The following is a 14337-nucleotide window of genomic DNA, read 5'->3' on the forward strand; positions in this document are numbered from 1 at the left end:
GAACCTTCGTTCCGGAGAAACCCCGCCCACAAACCATTGATTTCATCAATCCCACCGGACCACGCACGCGCCAATGCAGGTTCGCGGAATGGAGACCGCCGCCTTTGGCTATCTGCGCGCGCGCTGTTTTGATCAGCGGGTCCGGAGGACCTTTGGCTATCCGCGACATGCGCCGTTCTCTGTTGGCGGCGAGCGGCGGCCTCAAGCTCCAAAGTCGCGGCGGGGACTTTCGTTCCCCGGTTTCTCTATCGCGCTGTCCAAAGTGCGGTATCTTGCGAGACGCTCCTCGCGCTCTTCACCCAACTGGTCTAGCCGGTGCAGATACACCAGCCCGGCCTTCTGCAGAGCAATAGGGTCTTGCTCGTCAGACTCGCAAAGATTGATGATGTACCGATGCAGCGCGATACGCCGATCGTCGTCTTCCTCCACGTCTGTGTGGGCCATTAGATACGTGCTCCAAGCGGCAGCGCACGCACACTCTGCAGCATGAGAAGTCATGGAATGACTCCTTCTTTCAGAGGGACCTCAGCCGCCACTGTTTGTGGAGGAACAAACAGAAGCGCTCTTTTTCGTTCCGAAGGAACTCTCGGTACTGTCTGTATTTAGTGTCCTATGTTGAACCCGCTGGTGTCCTCGTTTGATGGATCGTCAGGATGTACCGAATGGCCCCAGACTATCGAGCAGTCCCGGACTATCGACACCTGCAGCTAATATGCGAACGACAGGCCGTCGTTACGAGCACGGAGGAAGCCCGCAGGGCGCTGGAGGAGATGGCCGAGGAATATCGCAAGATGGCTGAGTTCCTAGAGCACAAACTACAGGAACAACAACGCCACTAGGCCGCCTCACAGCACCGGGGACGGTCTCGTTCGCAGTGGAGCGAACGATGGAAGCTTCGAGCGGCGATAAGTCGTCGCCTCAACAGGATCATGAAGACCGCCGCTGCCCTCGCTGCAACGCTCCGTCCCCTTGGCTCGCCACATTACTAGATACCCATAAGGGGAAGACGGTGCGCATTTTCAAATGCGGCGAATGTGGCAATCTCACTTGGGATGATTAAGGCCGCCTCAGCTGGCGGCATCTTTCGTTTTGAACGTCACCCGTTGGCCCATAGCGCCCAGACCGGGCCGTCTGCTCTTGGTCTGCTTATTGAAGCGAAGCAGGACTGATCATGCCGCCGCCCGATCTTCCTTCTCTGCCCCACGCATCACGATCTTCAGCGCATCATCCGTCAATGGCCGCTGCAGCGCCTTCGCCTCATCCCACGGTGCGCGCATCCAGACGTCGCGCTCTTCATCGGTCGTCAGGATCACTGGCATCGCTTTGGCATGGATCGGCTCGACAACCGCGTTCGGCGATGTCGTCAGAAATCCGTAGACCTGATGCGGCCCCGGAATCGGCTTCGACTTGGTCCCGCGATCACCCTTGAAGGTGGTCCAGATGCCCGCGAACGCGAACAACGGCCGATCCTCATTGAGCGCGAACCACACCACGTCCTTCTTCTTGGTCTCAGGGTTCGGCTCCGGCGCGTACTCGGCGAAGCTGTTGGCGGGGACCACAGGCAGCGGGTCTCCGGCTTTAGCCAACCGCGCCAATGCGGCGACGAGGTGTTGCGGATGTTGGTGACCGGCGGCCCGCCGGTGCGGGGCGGGGGCGGCATGCCCCAGCGCATCGTCTCCAGTTCAGTGCCTGTCTCAGTGTTGCGGATTACGGGAGCCGGATAGTCCGGGAAGACGCCAGGCATCGACGCGAGGTTGCCGACATAGCGGTTGATAACGCGAAAAAGCGTGCGGATTGCTTCTTGGTTCGTGGTGATGCTGTAAAGATTGTACATTCACAGGTCATTTGACGACGAAGAGATCGTAAATGAGGTGGTCTCCGTTTTTGTACTCCACCATTTTTCCAATGGCCTGAACATCATTGAGCCAAGAATACTTCTCCGACTTCGTCTGGAATGTAGGAGCACTAACGAGGTAACATTCGTCGGCCTTTATCGGTTCGCCCTTGCGGAACCGATCTGCGCTTTCCTTATCGCAGTTCATCCTGCCATTGTAGCTCATGTAAATTGTTTCGTGCTCGTCGGTTTCGATAGTTACGCGAGCGTCTAATCGAAGCCGCATGGCATTGCTCGGGACTATCGTAATCCAATCGGCGGATGGGTCCACAATTCTCCCGCTAACCTTACCTCTTATCCATCCCCCTGTTTGGTCACGGGAGATCGCGAGAGTGGAGGCCGCGGCTAGAGCTGGGTCTTTCTGGATGTACACCGTCATCAGATACTCGGTACTGACAGACGTCGATTGCGCTATCGCTGGTGTTCCGGAGAGAAGGGTCGCCGTTGCCAGCGCTGCGAACCGTGAGCACAATAAACATGTCATCGTTTCCTCCTTAGAACCTCACCTTCCCCCGTTTTGCCGTTATCTCACCGTTGAACGCTGCTCGCTACGGGATATCACCCACATTGCTTCACCTCTCCCCGGCCACCATGTCGACGCCGGATCACCCGCCGAAATCTTAGCCCGCCGTAGCGCCACCAGATGGCTTCGCTTGTACGGATAACCGCGCATCTCCGAGCAGTCCTTGCAGCGCATGTAGCGCTCAAGCTCATGGATCGGCGTCGCCTTCGGTCGCCGCACGATGTCGAGCGCAACGGTCTGGTTGGTATTGCAGCCGAGGCTGCGAACTTCGAGATAGAGATAGCCCGCATTAAGCGCGTCGCCCAGTGTCGGCGAGGGCTGCGCCGGATCCTTGAACGCGAGCATGCGCTTGGTCCACGCCTCGCAGGCGAGCTTGTCGGCTTGCTTGCGTGCCTCAGCGGCGCGTTCGGCCGCCATGCGGACCGACGTGCCGTAGAGGCTGTCGCGAGATTTGGTGCCCAGGGCGGGAAGAATGCGATGGCGGGTCGGCCGGGGCAAGCCGCTAGAACTTGAGGCCGATGCATAGGGGGCCACTAAGGGCACTGCTATGAGATGTCGGCAAGCTCAGGCCGCTAGGTCGGGTATTAGCAGTCCACTGGACATCGATCTCTGATCTTCCGACCAGCGCTTTTGACCCTGAGCGGAACTCGCATTGACCGCCAAAGCCGCGGTGAGGCTTTCTGACTCCACGCGGTTCGGGCTGCTATAATCTGGTGGTGGCCCCGCCGTTGGAGGACCAAATGAGACGCCGCGATCTCATTGTATTTGTCGGTGCGGCGAGTGTTCTTGCGTCATTCGCCGCCGCGCAGCAGCCAAAAATGCCAACCATCGGCGTTCTTGTTGTCGGATCTCCCGCCTCGGAGCGCTTTTGGCGGCTCTTTCAGCAGGATATGCGCGAGCTCGGCTACATCGAGGGAAGAAACGTTCGATACGAATTTCGATCGGACGCGGGGCAGACAAGCCGGTTGCCCTCTTTGGCTGAGGAACTGGTGCGGCTCAAGGTGGACCTGATTGTGGCCTGGTTCACGCCAGCAGCCCTCGCCGCCAGACAGGCAACTCAACAGATCCCGATCGTGATGGCACTGGTGGGCAATCCGGTCGAGACGGGGCTTGTCGCGAGCGTCGCCCAGCCGGGAGGCAATATCACCGGCATGGCGGCCATCGGTGCGGAACTGGCAGGCAAATTGGTTGATGTCGTCCGCGAACTGATTCCGGCATCGCATCGCATCGCGGCGCTGGCGAATGTACCAGATCCCTTTTCCAAGCCATTTTTGCAGCGGGTCGAGAGCGACGGGGCAGCTGCCGGGGTCATGATCAATCCCGTCATGATCCACAGCAGCGCCGAGCTTGACGCTGCCTTTTCGGCATTGGAGCAGGAGACTCCGGACGCACTGATCGTCCAGCCCAGTTTGCCGATCCGGCGGGTTGCCGAACTGGCGGTCCGCTACCGGATTCCGGCGGTGTCCTTCGTTCGCGATTTCGCAGATCTGGGCGGCCTGCTGAGCTATGGGTCCGACGAGGCCGATGCGTACCGGAAGGCCGCAACCTACGTCGATAAGATCCTGAAAGGCGCCAAGCCTGCCGACCTGCCTGTGCAGCAGCCAACGAAATTCGAGCTCGTGATCAACCTGAAGACAGCGAAGGCGCTCGGCCTTACCGTGCCGCAATCGTTCCTCATTCGCGCGGACGAGGTGATCGAATGATCGAATAGGCTTTGCTTGCTGCGGCGCATGAGTCCGCAAGTGGCCCTGAGGCGAAGTCGCGCGGGAACCTACGGAGGTCCGCTGTCACGGGCGAAGCGGACTCACCAAGCAGGCAGTTTCGATCGCCGCTCTTGACCCAAAGCCGTCCTTGGCCATGGGCGTCGCTCGTGGTGCAGCATTCTGCTATTGTGGCTTTTTCATTGTTGCGTATTGGCCGAGGGAGCACGCGATGCCAAATAGCAAGGAAATCGAGGCGAAGTCGCACAACCCGGTGCCGCAGGGCTATGTGCTTGGTGCCGAAGAGGGCGAACACCTGATCCATTTTCGTGATGGTGGCAACATCTTCATCAAGGTCGACCCCGTAACGGGGTCCAATAATCTTGGCCTCGGCATTCAGCAGCTACCTAAGGGCTCAGGCATTCCGGTTCACCGACACCTCGACAGGGACGAAGCCTTCTACGTTCTGGAAGGCAGTGGCACGGTCACACTCAACGATGTGTGTCACTCTTGCGAAAGAGGTGGAACGATTTTCATACCCAAGAACACGTGGCATGGTTTCAGTAGTCCAGATCAGGAACTGGTTCTACTGTGGATCATGGTGCCCCCAGGCCTCGACGGTTTCTTTCGCGAAACCTGCGGCCGACCCGGCGAACCGCGAAAGGAATTGACGCGGGAGCAGATCAACGCGATCGCTCTCAAACATGGGCAAGAATTCAGGTAGGCGGGGCTCAAACATTTGCCCACAAGAGCTAAGCGCTGAGTCCGAAATTGGCCCATAGCGCCCAAACCCGGCCTTCTGCTCTTGGGTCCGGTTCTGAGGGGTAAGCGAACAGAGAACGCTGCCAACCGCTCAATCTCCTTTCGTGGCGCCGCTTCGCACGATCCTTTTGAGCGCCCCCAGGCGGCAACGGGTCGATCGTTGCCCGCAGGCAGATGCGTTCAGTGTGTGGGCCGCGACGTCGGAGCGATTGCACCACGTGCTAAAGCGTGACGGTGTGAGATGATCACGTGCCTGAGTTGGGCACGAGCTATCTCGAAGGGCGGCGTGATCTCTCACATCATGTTCGAACCAAACGTTTGATCCAACTTAGGCTCGTGTCGATCACCCAATCGGTTTGTTCGGTGGTCAATGTCGGCATCGCGGCGGCGCCGGGACCATGGCCGAGGGGATTTCGTACATAGGTGAATAGATGTTTTAGAGCATTTGCTTCCCAGCTCACAAGGTTTCCGTTGCCTGACAAGTTATCGATATAGTTATGAGCCCCGCGCTCCTTGCCTGTTGTCAAATTGTTTTCCGCCGAGATAATTTTGATCGCGCTCTCCAGCGCTCGTACTGCATAGAACGCTGGGTCACGCGCGCTATTGTCTCGACGGTCGAATGCCTCTTTCATGTCAGTGTCTACATTTTTCCACTTCGGAGCAGACACTAGACTCCAGAACGGTGTATCGATTTCAGCCTGCATCCGCTCATCGTCCGCACTTTGGACAAAGCCGTTGTGATAATGCAGTTTGCACTCGGCTTGACGGAGGCGGGTATTCAGCTCTGCCACGGCCGCGCGAAAATCTTTGTTCATCGTCTCATTCTGCGTCCGAATCCCGTCGGAATAGTTTCCGGGGATACGGGGCTTTCCGCTGCGAGCGCTTCTGGTGCTATAAAAGTCTTCCGCCTGCTTAATCGCTGCAGGCAAGTTGGCGTTGTTGGTGGCGACGCGCTCCTCGACCAGACGAAAGGCAAGCTCGATAAAGCTAACTCGTTCCTTCATAAAGCGATCGGCTGGATCACTTCCATCGAAGTCTTGCAAGAACCACGTTTTGCAGACGTGTTCGATATCCCATGATCCATAATAGTGGTGTGGTTGGCCGTTCCAGGTTCCCATGAAATTGTAGGTCAGAGGCGAAAGAGATGCTTGGCCTAATTCCATTGACAGCCTGCTTTGCACCTCAGACCAGAGGCCTTTGTTGCTGCCGGTGAAGCGACAGAGTTGCTCCGAAAACAATCGGTAGATTTGGACCAGCAGTCGCTGCTCGGTTTGAGTGAACATGGTCCATAGAGGCGTCTGCTTGTAACGCTCTGCAAAACATCAGTCAGCATTGCGGAAAATATCCTCGAATCAACGAGGGATGGTTACACGCGGGCGCTACACGCCAGACAGTTTTTGGAGGATGTCCGCAAAATCCACAGGGAGTTGCGGGACTGCGCGGCCCCGCCGCAACTGGTCACCGATTACCAATTGGTTCGCGTGGCTCATCTATACGCCAATCTCGCGGCTGCCGGACTGCCCGCGCCGCGTAGCGTTTTCGAAACGGGGGACGAGCCCGGCGAAGTTTGTCGGCGTTTGAATTGATCGTGCCCCCGGTGAAAAATTCTTCACCCGGGAAGTGGGGCCGAAGTGGCGGCGCATTCTTGGTGCGCAGTTCAATCCTTATAACCTTCCTTGTGCTTCATGCATCCTTCTTGGTCGCAGACATAATCGCCCGTGCGACCGTGCATCGTGCAAGGCTGCTTGGGAATCGGGGCGTCATCGGGTTTTGCGTTCGAGTCTTGGATAAATCGATCCCAAGCTGCCAAAAACTGCCTAGAACAATCCTTAGGTCGTGGCTTTAAAGTCTTTCCTGTCTCGGCGATCACCATTCCTGACATGAACGTTATCGCCGCAAAGGCTATGGCAAACTTGATTCTCATCGGCATATCTTGCCCCACGGCAGTATTCATGGCGTGGTCGCCATGCCGGGCACGCTAGAACGGTACCATGGCTGAGGTGAAGGGCTGGGGCCGCCCCTTCGACGATCCGATCAGGCTACCGGATGACCGCGTGCTGACCACGCTGCCCAAGGCGGTCCACAATGCGCCAGAGTGACAGGCGGCGACGGCTATGGACGTTCTTCCCGCTTGGGACTGGCCGGGACTTCTCGCGCCTCTTCTTCGGACAGGAGTTGCCGGATGACGGCGCGCTTGTGCTCGTCGGTCTCTTCCTCAATGAGCTTTCGATACCGGCGGATATTCTCGTTGTGGATGTATTGTTCCATGGGACCTGCCCTCCCACGCAAATTTGGGTCGTGTCGGTATCCTAGTCCCAAGCCAAACTTAATCCATGTTAATTTTTGTGGTGCCGGCCGCGCGGCATCAACAAGGGCTTCCCTTGATCTGTCTCAACGGCCCCCTTCAGCCCCTCCCTCCCATCGGGCCTATGAACCAAGCTAAGGACAAGCTGCCACCCCGGCCGAAACCCAAGCCCGCGCCGAAGTCGCGTAAGTGGCAGATAGACGAGGCGCAGAAGACCATCGAGGAGTACGCGGCCGATCTGCGCGAGCTGATCAAGAAGCTGCGGCGGCGGCTGCATTGAAGTGCTGCGGGGCGTCGCGGCGGGCGGCGCCACCCGATCACGCCGCGATCTTCCGCGCCTTGCTCTCAGCCGCCGTCGCGACGATCCGTCGCAGCTCGGCCGCGACGCCGTCGAGCACCGCGCGCTTTTCCTTCATCCGCTTGGAATGGTTGTAGACCTTGCCGGTGACGGTGGGCACGATCTCCTCGCCCTTCTTGCTCACGGCGTGGTCGAGGCATTTCGCGATCTGCGCATCGTCGAAACCGAGATCACCGGCCAAGGTCGCCGCCGTGCGGCGCAGATCGTGCGGCGTGAAAGGCTTGAGCCCGAGCAGCGCGCAAAGGCCGGGCGTCTTGATCTGTCCCTTGCGCTTGCCATCGGTGTGCGTGGTGCCGCGCAGTGCCACGGCCATCACCTGCCGGTTCATCCGCTGGTCGCCGAGCGGGCTCGCAAACACGAACTGCTGATCCTTGGACGCCAGCGCTTCCTTGATGGTCTCGACGGCGAGAGACGACAACGGTTGCTGAATCACCCGGCGCTTCTTGACCCGCTTCAACGGCACGTCGAAGCGCGGGTGCTCGCTGTCGAGATCGAACAGCTCGTCCCGGCGGGCGCCGAGCAGCTCATTCGAGCGCAGCATGGTGACCAGCTCGAACTTGAGCGCCAACCGGGTCCGGCGGTCCCATGGCAAATCCTCGCGGTCGAGGCCGTGCCAGAAAATCCTGATCTCGTCCTCGGACAACACCCGCGTGCGCGGATGCTCCGGGTCGAGCTTCGGCAGGTTGACGCAGGGGCTGGCGGTGACGTAGTCGCGGCCTGCTTCGGCCGCCCAGTTGAACAGCGCGCTCGCCGCCTTGCGCATCTGCCGCGCATTGCTGGTCGAGGGGACGCCGAACTCACCGGCAACGATGTCGTTCGACAGCGTGGCGATGTCGTGCTTGGTAACCTCGGTGGCGAGCTTGCTGCCGAGCCGGGGGCTCAGGAACCGTTGCAAATTGCTCGCGGTCGTCTCCCAGCTCTCCAGCCGGGGCCGCATCTCGCCGTCCGGCTTCTTGACTTTGACCTTCATCCATTCGATGCGCTCGGCGATGATGTCGTCGACGGTCCGGCCGCGCTTGGTCTTCAGCACCTTCTGCTGCCGCAGACCCTCGGCGACGTTCTCGCCCTTGCCGAGCCGGGCCTTGAGCGCATAGACCGCGCTGCGGGCGTCCTCGACGGTGAAGGTCTCGGGGTTATAGACGCCCAGCACGGTGGAACGCTGCTTGCCGGTCGACGGATCGGTGAACTTGAAATTGAAAGTCGCCGTGCCCGCCGCGATGATGCTGACATAGAGGCCGGGGCACTTGCGGTCGTAGACCTTGGTGCGCGCGGTGACCCGCTTCTGGCAGATGCGGTCGGTCAGGATCACACGGCCGTTGCGGGCGGGTTTGGCGAGGGGTTCGAGAATGATGACGGTCGGCTCGATCGCGACGAGTGCGGTGCTGGTCATGTGCGAATGTCCTTCGGTTGGGGTTAGGGCCCGGCCCTGAATTTGGCGAAGCCCGCAGAAACAGCCCGCACCAAGCCTAATCAGAAAGGCCTGATTTCATAGGGGTTTCTTAGTTTCGGCGTGTTTCACCGAATACCAAGATAATGCCCTGTGGTTATGGGTCCCGGCCTTCGCCGGGACGACGGTGTCACTCTGCCGCCTGCAACGCGCCCGCTGCCTTCTTCGGCGCGATCCAGAATGCGCGGGGACGCTCGAACAGGAAATTGGCGCGCAGGCGCAGCGCGGCCTGCCAGATCACGAGCGATCCAACGATGCCGGCGATGGTGACGATCAGCGAGACCATGCCGATGTCGGGGATAATGTCGGTGCGCAGCAGAAAGGTGCGCGTCGAGGCCATCGGCAGGAAGAAGGCGAGGTAGATCACGATGGAATGCTCGCCGCAGAAGCGCAGGACGTTCATCCAGTGCACGCGCGCCAGCAGCGTGCCCACCGTGATGATGGCGCAGGCGCCGGCAAAGCCGAGCAGCAGCGAGACGAGCTTCCATTCGCTCGCGCCCAGCGCGACGAGGCTGCCGTTGACGATCGCCCATGCCGCGAGTCCCGCGAGCGCCAGCCGAGGATGGCTGCGCGCACGATCGGACAGCGCGAAGACGTAGTCTGCGAACAAATAGCCCGAATAGAAATAGACGAAGCGCGCACAGAACTCGTCGATCGCGGTCCACCCCGTCGTGACGCGCGCGGTCTCCAGCGCTGCTGCGATGAGCCAGATCGCGAGCGGGGGGAATCTGCGTGTCAGTTTTGTGACGACGAAGAACACCGGCAGCAGATAGATGAACCAGAGCGTGCCGAACGGCTCGATGAAGGACTCCAGATAAAGCCAGCCGACCTCGCGCCAGCCGGTCTCCACCGCAAGGCCATGCGCCTTGAAGCCGAACTGGATTGTCACCCAAACGACATAGAAATAAGCGAAATGCACCACCTTGCGGTCGAGATAGGTTCGCCAGTCGCGGTCGATCACCAGGGGCAGGAACAGGCCCGAAATCAGGAAGAAATCCGGCATCCGGAACGGTTTTGCGAACACCACCAGTCCATGCATGAAGCCGGTCTCGCCCGCAGCGAGTTCAACCCCCAGCACCGAATGCATCATCACGACCATGACGATGCAGATGCCCTTGGCATAGTCGACCCAGTCGACACGCGCGGCCGCCGAGGTCCCGAAACCTCCGTGGGCGGGCATTGTGCCGATTGGTGTCATGGTGTCCCTTTTCGAGGCGGTCACCGCCCGGTTGTGAGGCAGTGTGAGGCCTTGCGGTTTACGCTATCTTTACTGGTACAAATCGCATGCCGCTTTTCGAATTCCAGGCCTTCCCTCGCGGCCGGAAAATGCCTAAGACCGAGTCGAATTCGAGTTAGATTTTGTTAACCACGACAGACAGGGTTTCCGATGCGCATCGCCATGATCGGCACGGGTTATGTGGGGCTGGTGTCCGGCGCCTGTTTTGCGGATTTCGGTCACGATGTCACCTGCGTCGACAAGGATGAAAGCAAGATCGCAGCGCTCCATCGCGGCGAGATCCCGATCTACGAGCCGGGGCTCGACGCGCTGGTCGCGGCCAACGTGAAGGCCAAGCGGCTCGACTTCACCACCGACCTGTCCAAGCCGGTGGCGGACGCGGATGCGGTGTTCATCGCGGTCGGCACGCCGTCGCGCCGCGGCGACGGTCACGCCGATCTCACCTACGTCTATGCCGCCGCGCGCGAGATCGCGCAGTCGCTGTCCGGCTTCACCGTGGTGGTGACGAAGTCGACCGTGCCGGTCGGCACCGGTGACGAGGTCGAGCGCATCATCCGCGAGACCAATCCGAAAGCCGATGTGGTGGTCGCCTCCAACCCCGAATTCCTGCGCGAGGGCGCGGCGATCCGCGACTTCAAGTTCCCCGACCGCATCGTGGTCGGCACCGAGGACGAGCGCGGCCGCAAGGTGATGGGCGACGTCTACCGCCCGCTGTCGCTGAACCAGGCGCCCGTCATGTTCACTGCGCGCCGCACGGCCGAGATGATCAAATACGCCGCGAACGCCTTCCTCGCGACCAAGATCACCTTCATCAACGAGATCGCCGATCTCTCCGAAAAGGTCGGCGCCAATGTCCAGGAGGTCGCGCGCGGCATCGGCCTGGACAACCGCATCGGCACGAAGTTCCTGCATGCGGGGCCCGGCTTCGGCGGCTCCTGCTTCCCGAAGGACACCCGTGCGCTGATCAAGATCGCGCAGGACTATGATGTGAGCCTGCGCATCGTCGAGGCGGTGCTCGCCGTCAACGAGAACCGCAAGCGCGCGATGGCGCGCAAGGTCAGCCACGCGCTCGGCGGCGCGCTTCGCGGCAAGACCATCGGCGTGCTCGGCCTCACCTTCAAGCCCGACACCGACGATATGCGCGAGGCACCGTCGATCCCGCTGGTCACCGGGCTGCTCGACATGGGCGCGAAGGTGCGCGCCTACGATCCCGCCGGCATGGAGCAGGCGCGGCCGGAGCTGCCGAGCATCGACTATTGCGAGGACGCCTATGCCTGCGCTGAGGGCGCCGACGCCCTCGTGATCGTCACCGAATGGGTCCAGTTCCGCGCCCTCGATCTCGACCGGCTGAAGCAGACCATGGCGCAGCCCGTGATCGTCGACCTGCGCAATATCTACCGCCCCGAGGAGATGGAAGCCGCCGGCTTCGTCTATGAGAGTGTGGGAAGGGCGTCGGCGAACGGTTGATTCGCATCTACTCCAGTAATTCCGTCATGGCCGGGCTTGTCCCGGCCATCCACGTCTTGTTCACTCCGCGATGAAAGAACGTGGATGCCCGGGACATCTAGCGCGAAGACGCGCTTCGCGCTTTTGCCCGGGCATGACGAGTGGATAGAATCTTGCCCCACAGCTTCGACACACCTCTTCCAATCGACACGGTGCTCGACGAGCTCACGCGCACGCTCGATCAACACAATGCGGCCGTGCTGGTGGCGCCGCCGGGCGCCGGCAAGACCACGCGCGTGCCGCTGGCGCTGCTGGACGCGCCCTGGGCTGTGGGCAAGAAGATCATCGTGCTGGAGCCGCGCCGCATCGCGGCCCGTGCCAGCGCCGATCGCATGGCGAAATCGCTGTCCGAGCGCACTGGGGAGACCGTCGGCTATCGCGTTCGTTTCGGCTCGAAGATATCGAGCGCGACCCGCATCGAGGTGGTGACCGAGGGCATTTTCACCCGCCAGATCCTTAGCGATCCCGAACTGTCGGGCATCGCTGCCGTGCTGTTTGACGAATTCCACGAGCGCTCGCTGGACGCCGATCTCGGCCTGGCACTGGCGCGCGACGCGCAAACCGGACTGCGCGAAGACCTGCGCATCCTCGTGATGTCGGCAACGCTCGACGGCGCGCGGGTCGCAAGGCTCTTAGGGAATGCGCCCGTGGTTGAAAGTGAAGGCCGCGCCTTTCCGGTCGAGACCCGCTATCTCGGCCGCAAGCCGGACGTGCTGCTGGAACGGCAGATGGCGGATGCGATAGCGTCCGCGTTGCGCGCAGATAGCGGCTCGGTGCTGGCGTTTCTTCCCGGCGCCGCCGAAATCCGCCGCACGCAAAACTTCCTCGCCGAGCGCATCCAGGATGCCAGCACCGAGATCGTGCCATTGTTCGGCGCGCTCGATGCCGCCGTGCAGGACCGCGCGATTGCGCCGGCGCCCAGGGGCAGCCGCAAGGTCGTGCTGGCGACGTCGATCGCCGAGACCTCGCTCACGATCGAAGGCGTGCGCATCGTGGTCGATTCCGGCCTTGCGCGCGTGCCGCGCTACGAGCCGGATATCGGCCTGACCCGGCTCGAGACCGTGCGCGCCGCGCGCGCTGCGGTCGATCAGCGTCGCGGCCGCGCGGGCCGCACCGAGCCCGGAATCTGCTATCGCCTGTGGGACGAGCCGCAGACGGCGTCGCTCGCGCCCTATACGCAGCCGGAGATCCTCAGCGCCGACCTGTCGTCGCTGGTGCTCGATCTCGCGCAATGGGGCGTCGCCGATCCCACGGCGCTGTCGTTCCTCGATCCACCGCCCGCGCCCGCTTGGAAGGAGGCGAACAGCCTGCTCGGCGAGCTCAACGCGCTCGATGCCGACGGCCGCATCACGGCGGAAGGCAAGAGCTTGCGCGCGCTCGCGCTGCCGCCGCGGCTGGCGCGCATGATCGTGGATTCGCACCGGTCGGGCGAGGGCGAAGCCGCCGCCGAAATCGCAGCTATCCTCACCGAGCGCGGGCTCGGCGGCGATACCGTCGATCTCGACCAAAGGCTCGATCAGTTTCGCCGCGACCGCTCGCCGCGCGCCTCCAGCGCCCGCGATCTCGCCCGGCGCTGGGCTGCGCAGGTCGCCTCGACGGAGAAATCTGGATCAGGGCAGGGCGAGCTGAGCACCGGCGTGATGCTTGCCTTTGCCTTCCCCGATCGCGTCGCGCGCAACCGCGGCAATGGCAGCTTTGTGCTCGCCAATGGCCGCGGCGCCGCCGTCGATCAGACCTCATCGCTTGCGCGCGCACCCTACATCGCGGTGGCCGAGATGACGGGAACGGCGGCCAGCGGTCGCATCCTGCTCGCCGCGCCGATCCGCGAGGCCGAGATCGAGCAGCATTTTGCCGAGCACATCGAAACCTCGGACGAGATTTCCTTCGATCGTGGCGCGATGGCGCTGCGTGCGCGGCGCAAGCGCATTTTGCATGCGATCACGCTCGCGGAAGCACCACTCACGATTTCACCGTCCGCCGAGACGGCACGCGTCCTCGCTGACGGCTTGATCGCGACCGGACTTGACCGGCTGCCCTGGTCGAAGCAGGCCGTTCAATGGCGTGACCGCGTGATGTTTTTGCGCAAGGCCGAAGGCGAGAGCTGGCCCGACCTGTCCGATGCGGCATTGATCGCACGGCGCGAGGATTGGCTGGTGCCCGCGCTCTACGACAAGATTGCGCTGAAGGACGTCTCGGCCGGCGATCTGTCGGAGGCGCTGATGGCGCTGTTGCCTTGGGACTTGCGCGCGCGGCTGGATCGCGAGGCGCCGACGCATTTCGAGGCGCCGACCGGCACGATGCTCGCGATCGACTATGAGGCCGAGCAGGGGCCGACGATCGCGGTGCGGCTTCAGGAATTGTTCGGCCTCAACACCCATCCCTCGATCGCAGCCGGCAAGGTGCCGCTGGTGTTGGAATTGCTGTCGCCGGCGCAGCGCCCGGTGCAGGTGACGCGCGATCTGCCCGGCTTCTGGCGTGGCAGCTACAGCGCGGTGCGCTCCGATCTGCGCGGCCGCTATCCACGTCACCCCTGGCCCGACGATCCCGCCAATGCGTTGCCGACCCGGCGCGCCAAGCCGCGCGGGACCTGAATCACACAGGCTCA

13 protein-coding genes and 1 pseudogene are annotated in these 14337 nt (G+C 61.7%); 5 read left to right on the top strand and 9 right to left on the bottom strand.

All coding sequences use genetic code 11. From position 1 onward, the window contains the following. Positions 1-201: 201 nt before the first annotated feature. The 4 genes and pseudogenes from JQ632_RS08870 to JQ632_RS08885 form a co-directional block, all read right to left on the bottom strand. Positions 202-444, bottom strand: a complete 243-nt coding sequence (locus JQ632_RS08870) for a hypothetical protein (protein WP_212401924.1) — start codon at positions 442-444, stop codon at positions 202-204. A 725-nt stretch (positions 445-1169) separates the two neighbouring features. Then, a pseudogene (locus JQ632_RS08875) lies at positions 1170-1834 on the bottom strand (SOS response-associated peptidase). Positions 1835-1841: 7 nt separating this feature from the next. Then, positions 1842-2273, bottom strand: a complete 432-nt coding sequence (locus tag JQ632_RS08880; RefSeq protein WP_212401925.1) for a DUF3237 domain-containing protein — start codon at positions 2271-2273, stop codon at positions 1842-1844. A gap of 144 nt (positions 2274-2417) precedes the next feature. Continuing rightward, positions 2418-2879 carry a hypothetical protein gene (locus JQ632_RS08885; RefSeq protein ID WP_212402088.1) on the bottom strand — a complete coding sequence of 154 codons (462 nt, stop codon included), beginning with the start codon at positions 2877-2879 and terminating at the stop codon, positions 2418-2420. A 278-nt stretch (positions 2880-3157) separates the two neighbouring features. Between JQ632_RS08885 and JQ632_RS08890 the strand changes: the two genes are divergently transcribed. Further along, a complete protein-coding gene (locus tag JQ632_RS08890) occupies positions 3158-4120 on the top strand; it encodes an ABC transporter substrate-binding protein (protein ID WP_212401926.1) in 963 nt (320 codons plus the stop codon). Positions 4121-4349: 229 nt separating this feature from the next. Continuing rightward, positions 4350-4841, top strand: a complete 492-nt coding sequence (locus JQ632_RS08895; protein ID WP_212401927.1) for a cupin domain-containing protein — start codon at positions 4350-4352, stop codon at positions 4839-4841. 337 nt (positions 4842-5178) lie between these two features. Here JQ632_RS08895 and JQ632_RS08900 read toward each other — a convergent pair whose 3' ends face one another. The 3 genes from JQ632_RS08900 to JQ632_RS08910 all read right to left on the bottom strand — a co-directional run bounded on the left by JQ632_RS08900 (position 5179) and on the right by JQ632_RS08910 (position 7147). Beyond that, positions 5179-6162 carry an AbiJ-NTD4 domain-containing protein gene (locus tag JQ632_RS08900; RefSeq protein WP_212401928.1) on the bottom strand — a complete coding sequence of 328 codons (984 nt, stop codon included), beginning with the start codon at positions 6160-6162 and terminating at the stop codon, positions 5179-5181. 374 nt (positions 6163-6536) lie between these two features. Further along, the gene (locus JQ632_RS08905; RefSeq protein WP_212401929.1) at positions 6537-6833 is read right to left on the bottom strand and encodes a hypothetical protein; all 297 of its coding nucleotides are present in this window, start codon (positions 6831-6833) and stop codon (positions 6537-6539) included. Between the two features lie 158 nt (positions 6834-6991). After that, positions 6992-7147: a hypothetical protein gene (locus JQ632_RS08910; protein ID WP_212401930.1), complete on the bottom strand. Its 156-nt coding sequence runs from the start codon at positions 7145-7147 to the stop codon at positions 6992-6994. 65 nt (positions 7148-7212) lie between these two features. Between JQ632_RS08910 and JQ632_RS08915 the strand changes: the two genes are divergently transcribed. Further along, the gene (locus JQ632_RS08915; protein WP_212402097.1) at positions 7213-7464 is read left to right on the top strand and encodes a hypothetical protein; all 252 of its coding nucleotides are present in this window, start codon (positions 7213-7215) and stop codon (positions 7462-7464) included. 37 nt (positions 7465-7501) lie between these two features. Here the strand turns inward: JQ632_RS08915 and JQ632_RS08920 are convergent, their stop codons facing one another. Next, entirely contained in the window at positions 7502-8932 is a 1431-nt protein-coding gene (locus tag JQ632_RS08920) for a site-specific integrase (protein ID WP_212401931.1), read from the bottom strand. Between the two features lie 187 nt (positions 8933-9119). Beyond that, the gene (locus JQ632_RS08925) at positions 9120-10187 is read right to left on the bottom strand and encodes an acyltransferase family protein (RefSeq protein ID WP_249151642.1); all 1068 of its coding nucleotides are present in this window, start codon (positions 10185-10187) and stop codon (positions 9120-9122) included. Positions 10188-10376: 189 nt separating this feature from the next. On the opposite strand from JQ632_RS08925, the gene JQ632_RS08930 reads away from it, so the two are divergent. After that, the gene (locus tag JQ632_RS08930) at positions 10377-11693 is read left to right on the top strand and encodes a UDP-glucose/GDP-mannose dehydrogenase family protein (protein WP_212401932.1); all 1317 of its coding nucleotides are present in this window, start codon (positions 10377-10379) and stop codon (positions 11691-11693) included. Positions 11694-11845: 152 nt separating this feature from the next. Then, the gene (gene hrpB, locus JQ632_RS08935) at positions 11846-14323 is read left to right on the top strand and encodes an ATP-dependent helicase HrpB (protein ID WP_212401933.1); all 2478 of its coding nucleotides are present in this window, start codon (positions 11846-11848) and stop codon (positions 14321-14323) included. The last annotated feature ends 14 nt before the right edge of the window (positions 14324-14337 follow it).

The sequence above is a fragment of the Bradyrhizobium liaoningense genome, assembly GCF_018130955.1.
GTDB lineage: Bacteria > Pseudomonadota > Alphaproteobacteria > Rhizobiales > Xanthobacteraceae > Bradyrhizobium > Bradyrhizobium liaoningense_C.

Bases quoted from the DNA above. Each gene is read 5' to 3' on its own strand.
- JQ632_RS08925 (WP_249151642.1), bottom strand. From the start codon at position 10,187: ATGACACCAATCGGCACAATGCCCGCCCACGGAGGTTTCGGGACCTCG.
- JQ632_RS08930 (WP_212401932.1), top strand. From the start codon at position 10,377: ATGCGCATCGCCATGATCGGCACGGGTTATGTGGGGCTGGTGTCCGGC.
- JQ632_RS08900 (WP_212401928.1), bottom strand. From the start codon at position 6,162: ATGTTCACTCAAACCGAGCAGCGACTGCTGGTCCAAATCTACCGATTG.
- JQ632_RS08905 (WP_212401929.1), bottom strand. From the start codon at position 6,833: ATGAATACTGCCGTGGGGCAAGATATGCCGATGAGAATCAAGTTTGCC.
- JQ632_RS08895 (WP_212401927.1), top strand. From the start codon at position 4,350: ATGCCAAATAGCAAGGAAATCGAGGCGAAGTCGCACAACCCGGTGCCG.
- JQ632_RS08915 (WP_212402097.1), top strand. From the start codon at position 7,213: ATGTTAATTTTTGTGGTGCCGGCCGCGCGGCATCAACAAGGGCTTCCC.
- JQ632_RS08880 (WP_212401925.1), bottom strand. From the start codon at position 2,273: ATGACGGTGTACATCCAGAAAGACCCAGCTCTAGCCGCGGCCTCCACT.
- JQ632_RS08910 (WP_212401930.1), bottom strand. From the start codon at position 7,147: ATGGAACAATACATCCACAACGAGAATATCCGCCGGTATCGAAAGCTC.
- JQ632_RS08870 (WP_212401924.1), bottom strand. From the start codon at position 444: ATGGCCCACACAGACGTGGAGGAAGACGACGATCGGCGTATCGCGCTG.
- JQ632_RS08920 (WP_212401931.1), bottom strand. From the start codon at position 8,932: ATGACCAGCACCGCACTCGTCGCGATCGAGCCGACCGTCATCATTCTC.
- JQ632_RS08890 (WP_212401926.1), top strand. From the start codon at position 3,158: ATGAGACGCCGCGATCTCATTGTATTTGTCGGTGCGGCGAGTGTTCTT.